This is a genomic window from Streptomyces sp. NPDC001513 (assembly GCF_042894695.1).
Lineage (GTDB): Bacteria > Actinomycetota > Actinomycetes > Streptomycetales > Streptomycetaceae > Streptomyces.
In genome coordinates this window covers 442,921-463,531 of sequence record NZ_JBIAVU010000001.1, presented here as the reverse complement: position 1 = coordinate 463,531, position 20,611 = coordinate 442,921, and the positions used below count along the sequence as shown (strand labels likewise).

Annotated in this window: 21 protein-coding genes; 13 read left to right on the top strand and 8 right to left on the bottom strand. The window is 73.3% G+C overall.

Translation table 11 applies throughout. The annotated features are described in order from the left end of the window. Positions 1 to 19: 19 nt before the first annotated feature. Positions 20 to 742 (bottom strand): lysophospholipid acyltransferase family protein, encoded by a 723-nt coding sequence (locus ACFYZ4_RS02235; protein WP_351286840.1) that lies wholly within the window; start codon positions 740 to 742, stop codon positions 20 to 22. A gap of 234 nt (positions 743 to 976) precedes the next feature. Between ACFYZ4_RS02235 and ACFYZ4_RS02230 the strand changes: the two genes are divergently transcribed. From ACFYZ4_RS02230 to ACFYZ4_RS02210, 5 genes are all read left to right on the top strand, one after another. Next, on the top strand, positions 977 to 1,342 hold the full coding sequence (locus tag ACFYZ4_RS02230; RefSeq protein ID WP_390782740.1) for a TlpA family protein disulfide reductase: 366 nt from the start codon (positions 977 to 979) through the stop codon (positions 1,340 to 1,342). Positions 1,343 to 1,629: 287 nt separating this feature from the next. Then, complete coding sequence (locus ACFYZ4_RS02225; RefSeq protein ID WP_390782739.1) at positions 1,630 to 2,241, top strand: flavin reductase family protein; 612 nt, start codon at positions 1,630 to 1,632, stop codon at positions 2,239 to 2,241. 201 nt (positions 2,242 to 2,442) lie between these two features. Continuing rightward, entirely contained in the window at positions 2,443 to 3,228 is a 786-nt protein-coding gene (locus ACFYZ4_RS02220) for an electron transfer flavoprotein subunit beta/FixA family protein (protein WP_030012969.1), read from the top strand. Positions 3,229 to 3,288: 60 nt separating this feature from the next. Continuing rightward, complete coding sequence (locus tag ACFYZ4_RS02215; protein ID WP_351286835.1) at positions 3,289 to 4,251, top strand: electron transfer flavoprotein subunit alpha/FixB family protein; 963 nt, start codon at positions 3,289 to 3,291, stop codon at positions 4,249 to 4,251. 174 nt (positions 4,252 to 4,425) lie between these two features. Next, on the top strand, positions 4,426 to 5,724 hold the full coding sequence (locus tag ACFYZ4_RS02210) for a DUF6986 family protein (RefSeq protein WP_351286834.1): 1,299 nt from the start codon (positions 4,426 to 4,428) through the stop codon (positions 5,722 to 5,724). 58 nt (positions 5,725 to 5,782) lie between these two features. Here ACFYZ4_RS02210 and ACFYZ4_RS02205 read toward each other — a convergent pair whose 3' ends face one another. Continuing rightward, on the bottom strand, positions 5,783 to 8,086 hold the full coding sequence (locus tag ACFYZ4_RS02205; RefSeq protein ID WP_390782738.1) for a WD40 repeat domain-containing protein: 2,304 nt from the start codon (positions 8,084 to 8,086) through the stop codon (positions 5,783 to 5,785). Between the two features lie 158 nt (positions 8,087 to 8,244). On the opposite strand from ACFYZ4_RS02205, the gene ACFYZ4_RS02200 reads away from it, so the two are divergent. Continuing rightward, positions 8,245 to 8,469 carry a hypothetical protein gene (locus tag ACFYZ4_RS02200; protein WP_390782737.1) on the top strand — a complete coding sequence of 75 codons (225 nt, stop codon included), beginning with the start codon at positions 8,245 to 8,247 and terminating at the stop codon, positions 8,467 to 8,469. Here the strand turns inward: ACFYZ4_RS02200 and ACFYZ4_RS02195 are convergent. Beyond that, the gene (locus tag ACFYZ4_RS02195; RefSeq protein WP_390782908.1) at positions 8,459 to 9,448 is read right to left on the bottom strand and encodes a LacI family DNA-binding transcriptional regulator; all 990 of its coding nucleotides are present in this window, start codon (positions 9,446 to 9,448) and stop codon (positions 8,459 to 8,461) included. The genes ACFYZ4_RS02200 and ACFYZ4_RS02195 overlap by 11 nt on opposite strands. Before the next feature lie 188 nt (positions 9,449 to 9,636). Between ACFYZ4_RS02195 and ACFYZ4_RS02190 the strand changes: the two genes are divergently transcribed. Further along, complete coding sequence (locus ACFYZ4_RS02190) at positions 9,637 to 10,674, top strand: NUDIX domain-containing protein (protein ID WP_351286828.1); 1,038 nt, start codon at positions 9,637 to 9,639, stop codon at positions 10,672 to 10,674. A gap of 59 nt (positions 10,675 to 10,733) precedes the next feature. Here ACFYZ4_RS02190 and ACFYZ4_RS02185 read toward each other — a convergent pair whose 3' ends face one another. Both ACFYZ4_RS02185 and ACFYZ4_RS02180 read right to left on the bottom strand, forming a co-directional pair. Continuing rightward, a complete protein-coding gene (locus ACFYZ4_RS02185) occupies positions 10,734 to 11,429 on the bottom strand; it encodes an MBL fold metallo-hydrolase (RefSeq protein WP_390782736.1) in 696 nt (231 codons plus the stop codon). A gap of 112 nt (positions 11,430 to 11,541) precedes the next feature. Further along, a complete protein-coding gene (locus tag ACFYZ4_RS02180; protein ID WP_351286825.1) occupies positions 11,542 to 12,906 on the bottom strand; it encodes a dipeptidase in 1,365 nt (454 codons plus the stop codon). 183 nt (positions 12,907 to 13,089) lie between these two features. Between ACFYZ4_RS02180 and ACFYZ4_RS02175 the strand changes: the two genes are divergently transcribed. After that, positions 13,090 to 14,445: a geranylgeranyl reductase family protein gene (locus tag ACFYZ4_RS02175; RefSeq protein WP_390782735.1), complete on the top strand. Its 1,356-nt coding sequence runs from the start codon at positions 13,090 to 13,092 to the stop codon at positions 14,443 to 14,445. A gap of 223 nt (positions 14,446 to 14,668) precedes the next feature. On the opposite strand, the gene ACFYZ4_RS02170 is transcribed toward ACFYZ4_RS02175, so the two are convergent. Continuing rightward, positions 14,669 to 15,127 carry a nitroreductase/quinone reductase family protein gene (locus ACFYZ4_RS02170; protein WP_351286955.1) on the bottom strand — a complete coding sequence of 153 codons (459 nt, stop codon included), beginning with the start codon at positions 15,125 to 15,127 and terminating at the stop codon, positions 14,669 to 14,671. A 158-nt stretch (positions 15,128 to 15,285) separates the two neighbouring features. On the opposite strand from ACFYZ4_RS02170, the gene ACFYZ4_RS02165 reads away from it, so the two are divergent. The 3 genes from ACFYZ4_RS02165 to ACFYZ4_RS02155 all read left to right on the top strand — a co-directional run bounded on the left by ACFYZ4_RS02165 (position 15,286) and on the right by ACFYZ4_RS02155 (position 17,461). Further along, positions 15,286 to 15,984: a TetR/AcrR family transcriptional regulator gene (locus tag ACFYZ4_RS02165; RefSeq protein ID WP_351286824.1), complete on the top strand. Its 699-nt coding sequence runs from the start codon at positions 15,286 to 15,288 to the stop codon at positions 15,982 to 15,984. A gap of 188 nt (positions 15,985 to 16,172) precedes the next feature. Next, positions 16,173 to 17,123, top strand: a complete 951-nt coding sequence (locus ACFYZ4_RS02160; protein WP_390782734.1) for a spherulation-specific family 4 protein — start codon at positions 16,173 to 16,175, stop codon at positions 17,121 to 17,123. Positions 17,124 to 17,179: 56 nt separating this feature from the next. Next, positions 17,180 to 17,461: a hypothetical protein gene (locus ACFYZ4_RS02155; RefSeq protein WP_351286820.1), complete on the top strand. Its 282-nt coding sequence runs from the start codon at positions 17,180 to 17,182 to the stop codon at positions 17,459 to 17,461. Between the two features lie 30 nt (positions 17,462 to 17,491). Here ACFYZ4_RS02155 and ACFYZ4_RS02150 read toward each other — a convergent pair whose 3' ends face one another. Together ACFYZ4_RS02150 and ACFYZ4_RS02145 are read right to left on the bottom strand one after the other, a co-directional pair. Further along, positions 17,492 to 17,743 (bottom strand): DUF6332 family protein, encoded by a 252-nt coding sequence (locus ACFYZ4_RS02150; protein ID WP_390782733.1) that lies wholly within the window; start codon positions 17,741 to 17,743, stop codon positions 17,492 to 17,494. Between the two features lie 80 nt (positions 17,744 to 17,823). Beyond that, positions 17,824 to 18,567, bottom strand: coding sequence for a maleylpyruvate isomerase family mycothiol-dependent enzyme (locus ACFYZ4_RS02145; RefSeq protein WP_390782732.1), 744 nt, complete (start codon positions 18,565 to 18,567; stop codon positions 17,824 to 17,826). Between the two features lie 38 nt (positions 18,568 to 18,605). On the opposite strand from ACFYZ4_RS02145, the gene ACFYZ4_RS02140 reads away from it, so the two are divergent. Next, the gene (locus ACFYZ4_RS02140; protein ID WP_390782731.1) at positions 18,606 to 19,304 is read left to right on the top strand and encodes an alpha-ketoglutarate-dependent dioxygenase AlkB family protein; all 699 of its coding nucleotides are present in this window, start codon (positions 18,606 to 18,608) and stop codon (positions 19,302 to 19,304) included. A gap of 43 nt (positions 19,305 to 19,347) precedes the next feature. Continuing rightward, a complete protein-coding gene (locus ACFYZ4_RS02135) occupies positions 19,348 to 20,607 on the top strand; it encodes an ROK family protein (RefSeq protein WP_351286813.1) in 1,260 nt (419 codons plus the stop codon). Positions 20,608 to 20,611 lie beyond the last annotated feature (4 nt).

Here is a 20,611-nt window from a genome sequence, read left to right as displayed (position 1 = left end):
ACGGGAGGGCGCCCCGGGGTCAGCCCGCTTCGCGGACCTGGGCCGGGGTCGGGGCGGTGCCGCCCAGGTGGGCCGGCAGCCACCAGGAGTCCTCGGGGCCGCCGGGCTTGGCCGGGTAGGCGCGCTGGGCGGCGTCCAGCAGCTCCTGCACGCGCTCGCGCAGCCGGCGCGTGATGGCGCCGGCGTACTGGTCGGCGGGGGCCTCCATCGGCTCGCCCACGCGCATCGTCACCGGGATGTGGCTGCGCTTGAAGTTCTTCGGGCGGCCCTTGGTCCACAGCCGCTGGGTGCCCCAGAGCGCCACCGGGATCAGCGGGACCCCGGCCTCCTGCGCCATCCGGGCCGCGCCCGACTTGAAGCTCTTGAGCGTGAACGACTGGGAGATCGTGGCCTCCGGGAAGACGCCGATGATCTCGCCGGACCGCAGCGAGTCCAGGGCGTGCTGGTACGCGGACTCGCCCTGCTTGCGGTCGACGGGGATGTGCTTCATCGCGCGCATCAGCGGACCGGACACCTTGTGCCGGAACACCGACTCCTTCGCCATGAAGCGCACCAGGCGCTTCTGCGGCCGTGCCGTCAGGCCGGCGAAGATGAAGTCGAGGTATCCGATGTGGTTCGACACCAGGACCGCGCCGCCCTTGCGGGGGATGTTCTCGGTGCCCTTCATGTCGATCCGGATGTCGAGGGCACGGAAGAGTCCGTGCGCGGCGCCGATCACGGGAGGGTAGACGAGCTCAGCCATGGTGGGGAGACCCCGCTTTCTGCCTGGGGAGGTGCTCCCGGCCGGAAGTTACGGAAGCGTAGGTACGCGACCATGGGGATCGTGCCCCATACGAGGGCCGCTGGCCAGCCCAGAGGCCCGTGCCCGGAGAGATTCTCATCACGCCGGGAATGTCGCAGGTCTCCAGGGTGCTCCGATCCACGTACGCGCGTACGAGCATGACGTACGCGGACGAAGACGTCGACGGGAGCGCGGGTGCTCGGGCAGGAAGACGGCCGGGACGGTCGGGACGGCCGGCCGGTGGAACCGCCGGGGGACCGGCTGGGGGTCGCGGAGCTGGGCGCGGAGCCGGGGGAGCGGGCCACCCTGGTGCAGTTCTCCAGCGCCTTCTGCCAGCCCTGCCGGGCCACGCGGCGGATCCTCGCCGAGGTCGCGGCGATGGTCGAGGGGGTCGCTCACATCGAGATCGACGCCGAGGAGCGGTTGGACCTGGTGCGGACCCTCGGCATCGAGAAGACCCCGACCGTGCTCGTCCTCGACGCGGCGGGCCGGATCGTCCGACGGGCGGCCGGGATGCCGCGCAAGGTGGACGTGATCGCCGCACTGGGGGCCGCGGTATGACGGGCGGCGCGCGGCCCGGCCCGGTGGCCGGACCCGGTGCGGCGGCACCCGGCGCGCCGGTGCGCGCGCCCGCACGCAGCGTGACGCGCCTGACATCTGCCCGATCTCGCTTGACTGTGTCCACGGGAGATCGCCACGCTGGCGGCATGCGGTATGAACTCCTGCTCTACGGACGGGTCCATGTGGACCTCGTCCGCCACGCGAGCGCGCGCTGTCGGAATAGCTGAACGCCCCAGGCCCCCGATCTCCGACAGCGCCCGCGTCCCGCGGCAGAAGGCAGAACCCTGATGACTGCTCCGACGGTCCCGACGGTCCAGACCGCTCCGTCCCCCCGCACTGCCCGCTCTCCCCGTTCGGCAGGTTCCCCCGGTTCCGCCGGTTCCGCCGGTTCCCCGGCTTCCCCGGGCTCCGGTGACGGCCGTCCCGGCTCGCCCGACCTCCTGCGCTCGGTCTTCCGGCAGCACGCCGCCGGAGTCGCCGTGATCACCGCCCAGGACGGCGCGCGGCCGGTGGGCTTCACCGCGACCTCGCTCAACTCGGTCTCCGCCGACCCGCCGCTGCTGTCCTTCACGATCGGCACGGGGGCCTCCAGCTGGCCCGGGGTGCGCGACAGCGAGTACCTCGGCGTCCACATACTCGGCGAGCACCAACGGGCGCTGGCCGGGCTGTTCGCCCGGAGCGGAGCCGACCGTTTCGGCGGGGCCACCGGCTGGAACCCGGGGCCGCACGGGGTCCCGGTGCTCGACGGCGTACTGGCCTGGCTGGTCTGCCGGGTGGTGGCACGGGTGCCCGCCGGCGAACATCGTGTGATCATCGCTGAGGCGGTCGCGGGGGATCCCGCGGGCGAAGGCCGCCCGCTGCTGTACCACCAGGGGCGCTTCAACGCGTTGCGCGACTGAATCGTCCCTGCTTGGGAGGGGTCGGGCGGCGTTGGGCAGATCACAGTTCACCAGCCTTGCGACTTGGCGGCACCCACTGTGTACTGACGAGTAACATTCCCTTCGGAGCGCGGGCCGCCCCGACCGGGATCCGCCCGACAAGGCGCCTATGCTGCCTGCATAAGGCGGTACCAGAAAAGACGATGCGGTAGGAGAGCCGGCGTGAGCCTGAGGATCGTTGTCTGTGTGAAGTACGTGCCCGACGCCACTGGCGACCGGCAGTTCACCGAGGACTTGACCGTCAACCGTGACGACGTCGACGGCCTGCTGTCGGAGCTCGACGAGTACGCCGTCGAGCAGGCGCTGCAGATCGCCGACGAGGCCGACGATGCCGAGATCACCGTCCTGACGGTGGGCCCCGAGGACGCCAAGGACGCGCTGCGCAAGGCGCTGTCGATGGGCGCCGACAAGGCCATCCACGTCGAGGACGACGACCTGCACGGCTCCGACGTCATGGGCACCTCGCTGGTGCTCGCCAAGGCCATCGAGAAGGCCGGCTACGACCTGGTCATCACGGGCATGGCGTCGACCGACGGCACCATGGGCGTGCTCCCGGCGATCCTGGCCGAGCGCCTGGGCGTCCCGCAGGTCACCCTGCTCTCCGAGGTCAAGGTCGAGGACGGCACCGTGACCGGCCGCCGTGACGGCGACACCGCGAGCGAGCAGCTGGAGGCCTCCCTCCCCGCGCTCGTCTCGGTGACGGACCAGTCGGGCGAGGCCCGCTACCCGTCCTTCAAGGGCATCATGGCCGCCAAGAAGAAGCCGGTGGAGTCCTGGGACCTCTCCGACCTGGACCTGGAGTCCGACGAGGTCGGCCTCGAGGGCTCCTGGACCGCGGTCGACTCCGCGGCGCAGCGCCCGGCGCGCACCGCCGGCACGATCGTCAAGGACGAGGGCGAGGGCGGCAAGCAGCTGGCCGAGTTCCTGGCCGGCCAGAAGTTCATCTAAGAGCTTCGGCCAACCCCTCCATAGCCCCCAGACACTTCGCAATCGCAGGAGAGCAGTCCCATGGCTGAAGTTCTCGTCTACGTCGACCACGTGGACGGCGCCGTCCGCAAGCCCACCCTCGAGCTGCTGACGCTGGCCCGCCGCATCGGCGAGCCCGTCGCCGTCGCCCTGGGCGCCGGTGCCGACGCCACCGCCGCGGTGCTCGCCGAGCACGGCGCGGTCAAGGTCCTCACCGCCGACGCCCCCGAGTTCACCGAGTACCTCGTCGTACCGAAGGTGGACGCGCTCCAGGCCGCGTACGACGCCGTTTCCCCGGCCGCCGTGCTCGTCCCGTCCTCCGCCGAGGGCAAGGAGATCGCCGCGCGCCTGGCCGTCCGCATCGGCTCCGGCATCATCACCGACGCCATCGACCTGGAGGCGGGTGACGAGGGCCCGGTCGCGACGCAGTCCGCCTTCGCCGCGTCGTTCACCACCAAGTCCCGCGTCTCCAAGGGCACCCCGGTCATCACCGTGAAGCCGAACTCGGCCCCGGTCGAGGCCGCCCCGGCCGCCGGCGCCGTCGAGGCGCTCGCCGTCACCTTCGGCGCCCTGGCCACCGGTACCAAGGTCACCGCCCGCACGGCGCGCGAGTCGACCGGCCGTCCCGAGCTGACCGAGGCCGCGATCGTCGTCTCCGGCGGCCGTGGCGTCAACGGCGCCGAGAACTTCCACATCATCGAGGAGCTCGCGGACTCCCTCGGCGCGGCCGTCGGTGCCTCGCGCGCCGCCGTCGACGCCGGCTGGTACCCGCACTCCAACCAGGTCGGCCAGACCGGCAAGTCGGTCTCCCCGCAGCTGTACATCGCCTCCGGCATCTCGGGCGCGATCCAGCACCGGGCCGGCATGCAGACCTCGAAGACCATCGTCGCCATCAACAAGGACGCCGAGGCCCCGATCTTCGACCTCGTCGACTACGGCGTGGTCGGCGACCTCTTCGCGGTCGTCCCGCAGCTGACCGGCGAGATCCAGGCGCGCAAGGGCTGACCTGCGCTTCTCTTCGTAGCTTCGCTTCTTCGGGGCCGTGTGGTGTTTCTCACCGCACGGCCCCGAGTCGTTCGTCCCACGCGTCGGAGGGACCATTGACGGAGCGGAACCGCGTGACTAAATTCTGCTATGCGGATCTAAGCTTCCGTGAAGCGGAAAAGAGGAGAGTGCACGATGGGTCAGCAGGAGAAGGTGGCGACGAGCCTCGCAGGCGCGGTCAGCGAGGGCATCAGCGCCTCCCTCGCGCCGGTGGACGCGGAACTCGCGCGCCACTACCCGGGCGACCCCGGCACCCGTCAGCCCATCCACACGGTCTACGTCCCCGGTGACGTCTTCGCCGCGGACACCATCCGCTCCTGGGGCGACCAGGCCCTCGCCGCGCTCGACGAGCACGCCCCGGACGCCGCCACCTTCGCCAAGGTACTCGGCATCTCCGACGAGCTGGCCGTACCGGTTTACGACCGCGTCCGCGCCAAGCTGGCCAGCGAGCCCATCGAGGACCTCCGCGTCGACTTCGAGGACGGCTTCGGCGTCCGCTCCGACGAGGAGGAGGACCAGGCCGCGGCCCGCGCCGCCCGCCTGATCTCCGAGGCGTACTCCAACGGCACCAACGCCCCGTACATGGGCATCCGCATGAAGTGCATGGAGTCCAACGTCCGCGACCGCGGCATCCGCACCACCGACGTCTTCCTGTCCGGCCTGCTCGCCCACGGCGGACTCCCGGACAACCTCGTCCTGACCCTCCCCAAGGTCACGTACGCCGAGCAGGTCACCGCCTTCGTCAAGCTGCTGGAGGCCTTCGAGACGGCCCGCGGCCTGCGCCCGGGCCGGATCGGCTTCGAGATCCAGATCGAGACCAGCCAGTCCATCCTGGCCTCCGACGGCACCGCCACCGTCGCCCGCATGATCGAGGCCTCCCAGGGCCGCGCCACCGGCCTGCACTACGGCACCTTCGACTACAGCGCCTGCGTCGGCGTCTCCGCCGCGTACCAGTCGAGCGACCACCCCGCCGCCGACCACGCGAAGGCGATCATGCAGGTCGCGGCCGCCGGCACCGGGGTGCGCGTCTCCGACGGCTCCACGAACGTGCTGCCCATCGGCACCACCGAGCACGTCCACGAGGCCTGGAAGCTGCACTACGGCCTGACCCGGCGCGCCCTGGCCCGCGCCTACTACCAGGGCTGGGACATGCACCCGGCGCACCTGCCGACCCGCTACGCGGCCGTCTTCACCTTCTACCGCGAGGGCCTGGAGACCGCCGCCGCGCGCCTGAAGGCGTACGTCGCCAAGATCGAGGGCGACGTGATGGACGAGCCCGCCACGGCGAAGGCCCTGGCCGGCTACCTGGTCCGCGGCCTGGACTGCGGCGCGGTCGGCGCCGAGGAGGTCACCGCCCTCACCGGCCTGACCCGCGCGGAACTGGACGCCTTCGCCATCCCCCGCCGCTCGGCCACCCTGACGGCCACCGCCTGACCCCGACACAGGTGCGGGGCCCGGCCGGAGCGTCTTCGGCCGGGCCCCGCACCGCGTTTCACCGCGTTTCGGTCAGCCAGAGCCGCAGGGCGCCGTCGTCGCACGAGGCGGCCAGCAGACTCCCGTCGGGGGAGAAGGCCACCGAGGTGGCGCCGATCCGGCCGCCGTCCATCAGGCGTGCGAGGACCAGACCGTTGTAGCCCCACAGCCGCAGGGCGCCGATGTCGTCCACGGTGGCGTACAGCCGGCCGTTCGGCGAGCACGCCAGTCCCGTGATGCCCGTCCGGTGGCCCGACAGCAGCGCCCTCAGCGGCTTGCCGGTCCGCGGGTCCCACGCCGAGATGCCCGCCCCGTCCGCGTCGATGACGGTGATGCGTGTGCCGTCCGCCGTGAACGCGGCCCCGGGCCGTACCGCGCCCGGCCGGTCGGGGAACGGCGGGCAGGCGAGGCCACCGCCCTCGGCGTCCCACACGAGCACCCGCTCCCCGACGACGGCGAGCAGCCCGCCGTCCGGTGAGAACCGCACCTCGGTGTCGTGGGCCGGCCGGCCGGGATCGAAGGGACCGCCCAACTGTGCGAAGGTCGCACGGTCGTGCACGGTGACCGTGCCGTGGGTGTTGGTGAGTGCGACGAGCCGTCCGTCCGGTGAGTACGCCATGTGCCCGACCATCGACAGCCGGGACCGGTCCGCCGGCCCGGTCGGCGGCGCAAGCCCGTGCGAGGTCCAGATGCCCGGCAGGGCGCCGTCCGGGCCGAACTCCACCCCCCAGGCCGGCATCCCGAGGGGAACCGCGAGGTCGGCGACCTGCTGCCAGGCGGCCGGGTCCCACACGAGCAGCCGGTCCGCGTCGCTCACCGCGAGGATCAGCGAGCCGTCCGGCGAGAACCGCACCCCGTCCAGGGCAGGGCCGTTGCCCGCCGACGGCAGGAACATCGGGAGCGGCACGGCGCAGCGCTCGCGCAGGACGGCCGTCAGAGCCGCCGCCCCGCTGGACGCCGGGGCGGGCGCGGGCTCCGGGACCGGTCCCGCGCGGTGCAGCAGGACGGCCCGGTCGTCGCCCGCGGTGGCCAGCACCTTTCCGTCCGGGGAGAAGGCCACGGCGTTGACCGCGAGGCTGTGGCCGCCCACGGGCCGCCCGACGGGCGCACCCGTCGCGGTGTCCCACAGCCGGACGGTCCGGTCGCCCCCGGCGGTGGCGAGCAGCCGCCCGTCGGGGGAGAAGGCCACCGCGGTCACGGCGTCGTCGTGCCCGGCCAGTTCGGGCCCGTGCTGCCGGCCGGTGGCGGTGTTCCACAGCCGCGCCGTGGCGTCGTGGCTGCCGGTGGCCAGCAGCAGGCCGTCCGGCGCGTACGCCAGTGCCTCCACGTTGTCGCAGTGCCCGGCCATCGCCGGGCCGAAGAGCAGGCCGGTGGCGGTGTCCCACTGCTGTACGGAGGCGAACCCGTCGGTGGCGGCCAGCAGCCGGCCGTCCGGCGAGAGGGTGAGGACCTCCGAGATGCCTCCCCAGTCCGTCAGGCACGGTCCCACCGGGCGGTCGGCGTCCAGATCCCGCACGTGCACCTGGTCACCCTCGCCGCTGACGCCGAACAGCCGTCCGTCGGCCAGGAACCGCAGCCGGCCGAGGTCCCGGCCGGGCCGGGACCGGGGGCTGGGCAGCGAGTTCCCGGACACCGGGTCCCACAGCTTCACGACGCCGTCGTCGCGGAGCACGAGGATCCGGTCGCCGGCGGGGGAGAAGGCGACGTGGAGGGCGGGGGCGGAGGGCTGCTCCCAAGGGTCGCCGCCCCGTACGGCCTCCGCTCGGCCGTCCGAGACGCTCCACAACCGGACCGTGCCGTCGTTGCCCGCGGAGGCGAGGGTTCGGCCGTCGGGCGAGAAGGCCAGGTGCCACACCAGCCGGGTGTGCCCGACGAGCCGGTACGCGATCCGGAACTCCCCCGGGGCAGCCTCGCCCGGCGGTTCGGCCGCACCCGGTACGGGGACCAGGGCCGGGGAGGGATCCGGCGGGGCCGGAGCGGGAGCGCGGCGCCCGTACCCCGGGTCGAGGGCGGCGAGGTCGCGCCAGCGCCGGCGCCAGACCTCCAACTCGGGTGCGTTGTGCGGGGGTACGGGCTGCTCCCGGCCGAAGGCATCGTAGGCGTGGAGGATCCGGACCAAACCCATGAGCCGGTCCAGCCGCGGCAGCCGCTTGCCGCGGAACGCGTCGCTCTGGGTGGCCACCGGAAGGCGGATCCCCGTCTGCGACCTCGCCGCGCGGGCGGCGAGGTCGCGGTACGAGCGTTTGCCGCGGTCGATCCGCAGCCGGCACAAGTCCGCCGCGAACGCCGCGAGTTCATCCTCGAATACGGGTGCGTCTTCCATCAGGGGCCAGGTTAGGGCGGCACGGCACGGCTCCGCCGGACAATCCCGAACAGCGCGGAACGATCGCGGCGACGGCCGGTGTACGGCGTTGTCCGGCAGCGGTACGGGTTCGTTCGGCCCGTGCCGCGCGCCGGTCCGCGGCGCGCTGCAATGGGGGTATGACCACACCCCGGCACCCTGAATCCCGGCGCCCCGAACCGCCCTCCGCCGAGCCTCCCCTCCTCACCCTGCACACCGCCGTCGTGCTGCTCGGCGCCTTGCTCGTCGGCCTGGTCGCCGGCGGGCTGAGCCACCTCGGCGGGGTAGCGCCCGCACTGGCCGTGCTCGGGGGGCTCGGGGCCGCCGGTGCGGCCGTTCCCGTACTGCGGACCCTCATCCGCTGAACGGCGGGATTTCGCCCGAGCCGCGGGGGATCAGATGGGTCGGGAGTTCGGTGCGGGTCGTGGGGAGGGAGGCTCCCGACAGGCGCTGGAAGAGGCGGTCCGTGGCCACGCGGCCCAGGGTGGCCGGGTCCTGGGCCACCACCGTGATGCCGGGGCGGAGCAGGTCGGCCAGTTCGAAGTCGTCGAAGCCGACCAGGGCCACCGGGCGTTCCCGGGCCGCGAGGACGCGTACCACCGTGACCGTCACGCGGTTGTTGCCCGCGAAGACGGCCGTCACCGGATCCCGGCCCGTGAGCATCGCCCTCGTCGCCGTCGCCACCCGGTCGGGGGCCGTGGAGCCGAGGGAGACCCAGGAATCGGCCACCGGCAGGCCCGCGCCGGCCATGGCGGCGCGATAGCCGCGCAGGCGTTCCGTCGCCGTGTGGATGCGGGGGTGGTCGCCGATGAAGCCGATCCGGCGGTGGCCGCCCGCGATCAGGTGGGCGACGCCGTCACGGGCGCCGCCGAAGCTGTCCGAGAGGACGGCGTCCGCGTCGATCCGGCCCGCCGGGCGGTCCACGAACACCGTGGCCACACCGGCCCGCATCTCCGGCTCCAGGTAGCGGTGGTCGTCGCCGGCCGGGATCACGATCAGACCGTCCACCCGGCGCGCGCACAGGGCGAGCGCCAACTCCCGCTCCCGGTCCGGGTCCTCGGCGCTGGAGCCGTTGATGAGCAGCGCACCGTGCGCGCGGGCCACCTCCTCCACGGCCCGGTTCAGCGGACCGTAGAAGGGGTCGGCGAGGTCCTCCAGGATCAGGCCCACGGTGGCGGTACGCCCCTTGCGCAGGACGCGCGCGCTGTCGTTGCGGCGGAACCCCAGGGCGTCGATGGCCTCTTGGACCCGTTTCTCCGTCTCGGGGGTGACGCCCGGCTCGCCGTTGACCACCCGTGACACCGTCTTCAGGCCGACGCCCGCCTGGGCCGCCACGTCCTTCATCGTCGGCCGGTTGCCGTAGCGGGGATCGAACGGGCGGCGGTTGTGGGGCACGGTCGTGAATCCTCCGGAGTCTCGGGCAGGGCTGTGACCTTGAGGATAAGCACTCGGCCGATAGTGAGGTTTCCGTGGCAGGGTGGTGCGGGCAAGCCACTGGGGGCTCCGGACGAGCCATGGGGAGAGGGGTAGACGTGATTGTCTGGATCAACGGCACATTCAGCGCGGGAAAGACCAGCACGGCCCGCGAACTGGCCGGAATCCTGCCGGACAGCACCCTGTTCGACCCGGAGTTCATCGGCGACGCGCTGCGCGTGCTGCTGCCGGCCAAGCGGCTGGCGGAGGTCACCGACTACCAGGACCTGCCGAGCTGGCGGCGGCTGGTGGTGGACACGGCGGCGGCGATGCTCGCGGAGCTGGGCGGGGTGCTCGTCGTACCGATGACGCTGCTGCGCCAGGAGTACCGGGACGAGATCTTCGGCGGGCTGGCGGCGCGCCGGATACCGGTGAGACACGTGCTGCTCGCCCCTGCGGAAACGATCCTTCGCGAGCGGATCGCGACCCGGGAGGAACCGGGGGACCCCGACCAGGTCGACCTCCGCGTCCGCCAGTGGGCCTACGACCACATCCCCGTCTACCAGCAGGCCCTCGGCTGGCTCACCGGCGACGCGCACGTCATCGACAACAGCAGCCTGACCCCGCACGAGACGGCGCGGCGGATCGCCGAGGCCGTCCGCTCGGAGACCGCGCCGGTCTGCGACATCGTGCAGACCCCGGAGCCCACGCGGGAGACCGTGGCGGCCGGGGTGCTGCTCTTCGACGAGCAGGACCGGGTGCTGCTGGTGGATCCGACGTACAAGGCCGGCTGGGAGTTCCCGGGCGGCGTCGTCGAAGCGGGCGAGGCCCCCGCCTGCGCGGGCGTACGGGAGGTCGCGGAGGAGCTGGGCCTCGTACTGGACCGCGCGCCCGGCCTGCTTGTGGTCGACTGGGAGCCCCCGCAGCCGCCCGGGTACGGGGGACTGCGCCTGCTCTTCGACGGCGGCCGCCTCTCGCCGGAGGCGACGGCCCGGCTCCGGCTGCCGGGCCCCGAACTGCGGGCCTGGCGCTTCGTCACGGAGGCCGAAGCCGCCGACCTCCTCCCGCAGCACCGCCACGAACGCCTGCGCGGGGCTCTGCGCGCCCGGGAACGAGGCCGCCCCCTCTACCTGGAGGCGGGCACCCCGGTCGGCTGAGCCCTGAGCCCGGCGCCCTGAGCCCTGAGCCCTGAGCCCGAGGGCGGGAGAGCGAGCCGTCAGGCGGGAGTTCCGGCGGCCGCCTTGACCAGCGCGGTCGCCGTGTCCACCGTCAGCGGATCGCCGTGGCCGAAGCAGGCGATCGACGAGGAGAGCCCGGCCAGACGGTGGAAGGAGTCGATCGCCCGTCCCCGGTCCACGTTGAAGACGCCCAGCATCAGCGGGCCCACGGCGGCGATGCAGTCGCCGGTGAAGAGCACACCGTGGTCCGGGAGGTGGATCCCGATGCTGCCGTCCGTGTGCCCCGGGGCGTGCACGACGTACGCCCCGTCCCCGAAGCCCAGCGCGTCCCCGTCCTCCAGCTCGCGGTCGACCCGGGTGGGCGGGGCCTCGGGCACGGTCAGCCCGTGCGCGTACAGCGGGATCTCCCAGTCCGACAGCACCGGTTCGGGAACGGGCAGCTCGCCCCGGATCACCGGCGCGTCCAGCCGGTGCGCGAGCACCCGCGCGCCCCAGCGGGCGGCGAGCTCACCGGCCGCGCCGACGTGGTCGCGGTGGCAGTGGGTGAGGACGATCCGCTGCAGCCGCTCCGGGAGCAGCCCGAGGGAACGTATCGCCCCCTCGATCTCGGCGGCGGATTCCACGTTGCCCGCGTCGATCAGGGTGAGCGCTTCGCCGTCCTGCCAGAGGTACGCCTGGCCGATGGGGAAGCGGAGCATGTGAAGCCGGTCCGGAATTACCTCGACAAGATCCATGAGCCGACCGTACGCACGGCCGCCCGGCTCCGACCCGCGAATTCACCGGGAGCGAAGTACGCCCAGGGCGCACTCGGCCCTGGGCGTACCCGTACCCGCACGCGCACGGAGGTCAGACGCGCTTGGACTCCGCGTAGTTGACGAGGAACAGGGCCTCCGCCACCGACAGGCGCTCCAGCTCCTCCGGCGACACGCTCTCGTTGACCGCGTGGATCTGCGCCTCCGGCTCGCTCAGCCCGATCAGCAGCATCTCAGCCTCCGGGTACAGCGACGTCAGCGTGTTGCACAGCGGGATCGACCCGCCCATGCCGCTGATCTGCATCTCCTGGCCGGGGTACGCGGCCTCCAGCGCCGAGCGCATCGACGCGTACGCCGGGCTGTCGGTGTCCGCCTGGAACGGCTGGCCCTGGCCGACGACCTCGAGTTCGAGGCGCGCCTTCCACGGCGTGTGCGCCTCCAGGTGGGCCTGCAGCAGCTTGATGGCCTCCGCGGTGTCCACGCCCGGCGGCACGCGCAGGCTGATCAGCGCGCCGGCGCTCGCGTGCACCGAAGGCGTCGCGCCGACCACGGGCGGGCAGTCGATGCCGAGCACCGTCACGGCCGGGCGGGCCCACAGCCGGTCCGCGACCGAGCCCTCACCGATCAGCTCGACCCCGTCGAGGACCCTCGCGTCGGCGCGGAAGTCCGCCTCCGGGTACTGGAGCCCCTCCCACACCGCGTCCGAGGCGAGCCCGTCCACGGTCGTCGAACCGTCCGCCGCGCGCAGCGAGTCGAGTACGCGGATCAGTGCGGCCAGCGCGTCCGGGGCGGCGCCGCCGAACATCCCGGAGTGCAGGTTGCCGCCCAGCGTGTCGATCTTCACCTTGAGCAGGCACATGCCGCGCAGCGTGGCCGTCACCGTCGGCAGGCCGAGACGGAAGTTGCCCGCGTCGCCGATGACGATGGTGTCGGCGGTCAGCAGCTCCGGGTGCGCCTCGGCGTACTGCTGCAGGCCGCCGGTTCCCTGCTCCTCGGAGCCCTCGACGATCACCTTCACGGCCACCGGAACACCGCCGTTGGCCTTCAGCGCGCGCAGCGCCAGCAGGTGCATGATGAACCCGCCCTTGCAGTCGGCCGCACCGCGCCCGTACCAGCGGCCGTCGCGCTCGGTCAGCTCGAAGGCGGGGGAGATCCAGGCCGCGTCGTCCAGCGGCGGCTGGACGTCGTAGTGCGCGTACAGCAGTACGGTCGGCGCGCCCTCGGGGCCGGGCAGGTAGCCGTAGACGGACTGGGTGCCGTCGGGGGTGTCGAGCAGCGCCACGTCCTGGAAGCCTTCGACGCGCAGGGCGTCGGCCACCCAGTTCGCGGCGGCCTCGCTCTCGCTCTTGGGGAACTGTGCCCAGTCCGCGACCGACTGGAAGGCCACCAGCTCCGTCAGCTCCTGCTTGGCGCGGGGCATCAGCGAGGCGATGGTCTCGGCGATCGGATTCTGGGACATGGGCACGCTCCTTTTGGGTGCGACGTTGTTCTCCGTGTACGCCGCCCGCATCCGCGGGGTGTGCGTATGTCGGGTACGGCGAAAAAGACAGTTCCGATCCTCGCACAGCGGGGCGGGGCGTCGTCTCGCCGTAGGATTTCCTTGGCATCGGAGCAACCGGGTGATCAGGAGCAGCAACACATCGTGAGCAGCGACGACGACGTACGCGACGCAGGTGCAGACGCGGGTGCAGAAGCGGGTGCAGGCGCAGACGCAGGCGCGGGCACGGGGCAGGACGCGCAGGGGGCGGGCGACGAGGTGACCGGGGAGACCGGCGAGGTGTGGGACGTGGTCGTGGTCGGGGCCGGACCGGCCGGGTCCTCGGCGGCGCACGCGGCGGCGACGGCCGGGCGGCGCGTCCTGCTGCTGGAGAAGGCCGAACTGCCCCGCTACAAGACCTGCGGTGGCGGCATCATCGGCCCCTCGCGCGACGCCCTGCCCCCGGGCTTCGTGCTGCCCCTCAAGGACCGCATCCACGCGGTCACCTTTTCGATGGACGGGAAGCTGACCCGCACCCGGCGCTCGAAGCAGATGCTGTTCGGGCTCATCAACCGGCCCGAGTTCGACGCCGGCCTCGTCGCCGCCGCCGAGAAGGCCGGCGCCACCGTCCGTACGGGCACTGCCGTGGCCCGCGTCGAACAGCACGGGAGCGCCGTGCCCGACCGGCGCACCGTCGCCGTCGTGCTCGCCGACGGGGAGACCGTCCTGGCGCGCGCGGTGGTCGGCGCGGACGGCAGCGCGAGCCGGATCGGCGCGCACGTCGGCGTCGAGATGGACCAGGTGGACCTCGGCCTGGAGGCGGAGATCCCCGTGCCCGAGACGGTCGCGGAGGACTGGAAGGGGCGGGTGCTGATCGACTGGGGCCCGCTGCCCGGCAGTTACGGCTGGGTCTTCCCCAAGGGCGACACCCTCACCGTCGGGGTCATCTCGGCCAAGGGCGAGGGCGCCGCGACCAAGCGCTACCTGGACGACTTCATCGCCCGGCTCGGGCTCGCCGGCTTCGAACCGGCCGTCTCCTCCGGGCACCTGACGCGCTGCCGCAAGCCCGATTCGCCGCTCTCGCGCGGCCGGGTCCTGGTCGCGGGCGACGCGGCCGGGCTGCTGGAGCCGTGGACCCGGGAGGGCATCTCCTTCGCGCTGCGCTCGGGTCGGCTGGCGGGGGAGTGGGCGGTGAAGATCTCCGAGGCGCAGGACGCGGTGGACGCGCGCCGGCAGGCCCTCAACTACGCCTTCGCGGTGAAGGCCGGGCTTGGTGTGGAGATGGGCGTCGGAAAGCGGATGCTGACCGTCTTCGAGGCCCGGCCGCGGATGCTGCACGCGGCGATCACCGGCTTCCGTCCGGCGTGGCGGGCCTTCGCCCGCATCACCCGCGGTTCCACGACCCTGGCCGACATGGTGCGGACGTACCCGCTGGCCCGCAAGGCGCTGCACATGCTGGACGCCAGGCAGGCGGCGGCCGCCGCGAACGGCGGCCGGGGCCCGGACAAGGGCCAGGCCTAGGGCCGGGGCGTGGGTGCGGGCGGTGCTCAGGGAAATACGGGCCCGCCCGGCCCGGCCTGGTGGTGCGGCGTGAACCTGAACGAGACCGAACGGCCGGAGCCGCTCTGGCTGTGGCGGCACCGCCTGCGGGAACGGCTGGTCGAGCGGCTGCGCCGGCCGTTCGGCTGAGCGGTCGCGGCGGCCGGTGGCGGCTGCAGCGGTCTCGGTGGCCGAGTGCGCGGGGTCAGTGCGACACCGTGATCCGGAAGACCGGGTGGTCGGCGGCGGCCGCCTGGAGTTCCGCGTCGGAGGACTTCGCGGAGATGCCCTGGAAGAACCGGTCGACCTCCCAGCCCCACTTCTCCAGGTAGGTGCGCAGGACGGCGGCCTGCTGGACCGGGTCGGTCAGCTCGGTGGCGGTGAACGTCCGCACCTTGCGCCCCACGCGCAGCTCGCCGCCGCCCGCCACCCGCATGTTGCGGACCCACTGGGAGTGGCCGCGGGCCGAGACCAGGTACTGGGCGCCCTCGTACGTGTGCGGGTTGACCGGGATCCGCTGCATCTTGCCGGACGTGCGCCCGCGCACCGACATCTCGGCGCTGCCGGCCAGGCTGATGCCGAAGCGGGCCAGCTTGCCGAAGAAGGAGTTGAAGCGGGTGGCGAGCGGGCCGGCCTGGACGTAGTACGGGGTGGGCGCGTTCATGGTGACCTCCGGGGTCGGCTTCCGCTGGTGAGAGAGCACTGCTCTCCCTTGAGACCAGTGTGCACGGATCGGTGCACCAAAGCAAGAGCACTGCTCTCGAAGTAGAGCGGTGTCCCGTTTTCTGGGCAGTGCTCCAGATGCGTGGCACACTGACCCGCATGAACACCGTGCGAGGGGCCAGGGAACGGGCCCGCATCGAGGTCACCGCCGCCATCAAGGACGAGGCCCGCCGCATGCTCGCGGCCGAGGGCGCCGCCAAACTCTCCCTGCGCGCCGTAGCCCGCGAACTGGGCATGGTCTCCTCCGCCCTCTACCGCTACTTCCCCAGCCGCGACGAGCTGCTCACCGCGCTGATCATCGACGCGTACGACAGCGTCGGCGCCGCCGCCGAGCAGGCCGACGCCCGTGCCCTCGCCGCCGGATCACCGCCCCGCGCCCGCTGGACCGTCGTCTGCGAGGCCGTCCGCGCCTGGGCGCTGGAGCACCCGCACGAGTACGCCCTCATCTACGGTTCCCCGGTGCCCGGCTACAGCGCCCCCATGGACACCGTCGGCCCCGCCTCCCGGGTCGGCAACGCCTTCATCGGCATCCTCCGCACCGCCCACGAGGGGCGCGGCCTCGCCCTCCCGCCGCTGCCGCCCGCCCTGCGCCCCGAGGCGGACCGGATGACCGCCGACTTCGCCGAGGGCCTGCCCCCGCAGGTCACGGCGGCCCTGGTCGCCGCCTGGGCCCAGCTGGTCGGCCTCGTTTCCTTCGAGCTGTTCGGTCAGTTCAACCGTGTCGTCGAGGACCGCGCCGCCTTCTTCGCGCACGCCGCCGACCAACTGGCGCACGGGGTCGGCCTGCCCGCCGTGTGACGGGAGGGGGAGGAGGGGAGGAAGGGGGGAGGGGGACCGGGGACACGGCCGCTTCCGGAGATTCACATGATGAGGCGATGACTCGCTCTTCTGTTCCTCACACCAATGCGGGCGGTTCAGCCTTGAACGATGGGCCGCCCGTCTAGTGTTCCTGAGGTCGCCCCCCTGCCGCCGCCGGAGGAACGTTCATGCCTCGCGCCGTAAAGGCCTTGTATGCCGTCCTGGCCACCCTCTTACTGGCCGCGCCGGCGCCGGCCGTCACCGTGTCGGCGCGCGACGCGTCCGTGGTCACGGCCGACGCCCCGATGCCCACCCCGCCCCCCATGCCCCGGATGCCCGGCGTACGGGGCCTGGAGATCGGCGTTCCCGCGTACGTCTCGGCGAACGACCGCATGCTGACCGACCTCACCGCCACCGGTCCGGCCGCCTCCGTGGTCGTGCTGAACCCGGGCAACGGGGACGCCCCGTTCGACGCCCCCTGGCGTTCCCGCGCCGACGCACTGCGCAAACGCACCACCTCCACCGGCGAGAAGACCAAGGTGCTCGGCTACGTCCACACCGACCACGGCAACCGCGACATCGCCGCCGTCAAGGCCTCCGTCGACAACTACCTCAAGACCCCCGACGGCCGTCTCCACGTCGACGGCATCTTCTTCGACGTGGTCAGCCGCGACTGCGGCCCCGCCAACGCCACCCGCGACCACTACGCGGAACTGCGCCGGTACGTCCAGGACACCATGAACGCCGCCGACCCGGCCGCCCCCGACCTCGTCGTCAACAACCCCGGCACCGCCATAGCCGACTGCTACCTGGAACCGGGCCGCCGCACCGCGGACGTCTTCGTCACGTTCGAGGACACGTACGCCGCGTACACCGGCGCCGGCTGGCTCGGCGGCAACGTCTTCGACCCGCTCGCCGGCTACCGCTCCGGGGCCGAACTCGACCCGAGCGGAACGGCGTTCTGGCACCTGGTCCATGACGTCCCCGACGCCGAAGCCATGCGCGCCACCCTGCGCACCGCCTTCGACCGCGGCGCGGGCTACGCCTACGCCACCAGCACGGTCATGCCCAACCCCTGGAACACGGGCCCGACATGGAAGTACCGCGCCCAGACCACCTACGCGGCCACCCTCGGCTAGCCACGCCCCCGCGATATTCGGCGGCGGGACCCGTCGCCGGGTGGCAGTCTGGCCCGATGCCTCCCTGGACTCCGTCGGCCGCGCTGTCCGACAACCTTCGGTACCTGCTCAACGAGTGGGATCCGATCGGCGTCGCCGACCTGTCGCAGGACGAGTACGACTGCCTGCTCGTCCCCTTGTTCCAGCGTCTCCACCGCGGCACCACCCGGGCGGAGATCGGCGAGTTCCTCTGGTACGAGCTGGAGGACCACTTCGGTCTCGACCCCGCCGACCGCCGGACCGACGCCATGGCCGACCGGCTGGTCGCCTGGTGGTCCGCCGTGGGCCCGGCCGCCTAAGCCGTCCTGCCACCTAAGCCGCCCGGCCGTTCAGCGACCGTCGTTCTCCGGGCGGCGGGCGAAGTGCCACAGGACGTGGGCGATCCGCAGGAGGAAGACCGCGCCCGCCGCGATTCCTCCGGCCACCGTCAAGGCGTGGCCGACCGGGGAGGAGAGGGAGAACGCCAGCACGGGCCCGTACACCGCGCCGAAGACGAGGGCGGCCGCGAAGCCGGCGCTGACCAAGGCGTAGCCGATCTCGATCGTCATCGCGTCCCGGTCCGCCTGTGTACGCTGCTCCATGCGTGCAGTCTCACAGCGCGCACCGTGTGCCACAAGGAGGCCCGCGCCGCGCCGCCCGCGCCGCTCCCGCCGCGCCCGGTTCAGATTCCGGCCGTCTCGCTCCACAGCCGGGCCAGCGCCACGTCGCCCGTCACGCCCGGACCCGCCAGCGGAAGCCGGTTCCACAGGGCCGCGTACAGCCAGGCCGCCTCCCCGGTCAGTTCGCAGTCGGCCGCCTCGCCCGTGTCACCGAGGACCGTCCGGGCCGGCTCCGGCGACAGGTGCACGGTCCACACCGCGCCGGTGTCGGCGGCCCGGATCCGCACCACCCGCGGCTCCGGGGTGCGCACCCGGCTGCGCGGCCGCGCGTGGAAGCCGGTCAGCAGCTCGTCCACCCCGTCCTCCGCGAACTCCGGCTCCACCGGGGAGAACGCCACACCCCGCGCGGCTTCCGCGTCCATCCGGTGCACGGCCGTCTCGTGGGCCTGGCGCCGCGCCCAGAACGCGAGCGGCGACGGCGGGGCCGTCGGGAGGAAGGTCCAGCACTGCACGTCGGCCGGGCCCTCGGTCAGGGTGCGCACCAGGTCCGCGTGGCCCTGCCGGAACCACGCCAGCAGCTCGCCGCCGGCCAGTTCGGGCGCGTCCGGGAAGCCCACCGGCTCCAGCCGCCGCTCCGCCACGTACCCGGCCGCCCAGCGGTGCACCGACCCGGTGTGGCGCAGCAGGTCGGTGACGTGCCAACCGGGACAGGTGGGGACCGGGGCGTCCGTACCGGCCTGTTCGGCCACGTCGGCGAGCAGCTCGCCCTCTCGTGCGAGGGTCTTCACAAGTTCGGTGATCTCCATACCGGGAGTCTTATCAGCCCGCCCGCGACAATGGGGGCATGGATGGGGAACTCTTCCCGCGCGAGCGGACCCTGATCGCTCCCGGCGCCGTGCACGTGCCCGACTGGCTCGGGGCCGGGCGGCAGGGCGAGTTGCTGGCGGCCTGCCGTGCGTGGGCCCGTCCGCCGGCCGGCCTGCGCACCGTACGGACCCCGGGCGGCGGGGTGATGACCGCCCGGCAGGTGTGCCTCGGGCTGCACTGGTATCCGTACGGGTACGCACGCACCGTCGTGGACGGGGACGGGGCGCCGGTCAAGCCGATGCCGGGGTGGCTCGCCGAGCTGGGGCGGGAGGCGGTGGCCGCGGCGTACGCGGACGTGCCGGAGCTGCCCGGCCTTCCTGACCAGCCCGGCCTGCCTGACCCGGCCGACCCGGCCGCGGTCTACGACATCGCGCTGATCAACTTCTACGACGGCGACTCCCGCATGGGCATGCACCGCGACGCCGAGGAGAAGTCCGCGGCTCCGGTGGTCTCGCTCAGCCTCGGCGACACCTGTGTCTTCCGCTTCGGGAACACCGCCTCGCGCGGGCGCCCGTACCGGGACGTGGAGCTGCACAGCGGGGATCTCTTCGTCTTCGGGGGCGAGAGCCGCATGGCCTACCACGGAGTGCCGAAGGTCCTGCCGGGCACGGGCCCGCGGGACCTCGGGCTGACCGGGCGGCTGAACATCACCCTGCGGGTCGGCGGGCTGGGCTGAGCGGCGGCGTCCGGCACCCTCCGATCATGCGAGGATCGATGGCATGAACGGCAACGGGGCCCCGCCGCGGGTGGGGGATGTGACCACGCCATCCGCGTCCACGACCGCCACGCGGACCAGACTGGAACGCGGTCGCGGCGCGCTCGGGCCGGCGCTGGAGCTCGTGCACACCGGCCGCGCCCCGACCCGCGCGGTCCTGACGGCCGAGCTCGGGGTCACCCGCGCCACCGCCGGAGCCGTCGCCGCCGAGCTGGAGGCGCTCGGGCTGATCCGCGTGGACTCCCGCCCCGGCGGGGCCGGCGGCGCCCAGGGCCGCCCCTCGCACCGCCTCTCCGTGGCCGAGGACGGCCCGGTGGCGCTCGCGGCCCAGGTGCACTCGGACGGCTTCCGGGCGGCCCTGGTCGGCCTCGGCGGCCGCATCGTGGCCACCGCCCCCGGCAAGGTCACCGTCTCCGCCGACCCGGCCCAGGTGCTGGGCGCGGTCGTGGAGGCCGGCGCCGAACTGCTCGCGGACAGCGGCCGCCGCTGCGTCGGCGCGGGGCTCGCGGTCCCCTCGGCCGTTGCGGAGCCGGAGGGCACGGCGCTGAACCCGCTGCACCTGGCCTGGCCGGCCGGTTCTCCCGTACGGGCCATCTTCGCGGAGTGCGTGAAGGCGGCCGGCATCGACGGTCCGGCCCTGACCGGGAACGACGTCAACCTCGCGGCCCTGGCCGAGCACCGGCACGGCGCGGGGCGCAGCGCGCAGCACCTGCTGTGCGTGGCCACCGGGCACCGGGGCGTCGGCGGGGCGCTGGTGCTGGACGGCCGCCTGCACAGCGGAAGTTCGGGCCTGGCCCTGGAGGTCGGGCACCTCACCGTGAACCCCGAGGGACGGGCCTGCCACTGCGGCGGCCGCGGCTGCCTGGACGTCGAGGCGGACCCGCTGGCCTTCCTCACCGCGGCGGGCCGCAGCCCCGGCCCCGAGGTGTCCCTGCTCCAGCAGGCCCGCGACCTGCTGCGCGACGAACCCGCGGAGCCTGCGGTACGGGCCGCCACGGAGGAGCTGATCGACAGGCTCGGCCTCGGCCTCGCCGGCCTGGTGAACATCCTGAACCCGGACCGGATCATCCTCGGCGGCCTGCACCGGGAACTGCTGCACGCCGACCCGGAACGGCTGCGCGCGGTGGTCGCCGACCGCAGCCTGTGGGGGCGCAGCGGCGGCGTGCCGATCCTGCCGTGCACCCTGGACCACAACAGCCTGGTCGGCGCGGCGGAGCTGGCCTGGCAGCCGGTGCTCGACGACCCGCTGGGGGCCCTGGCCTAGGCCT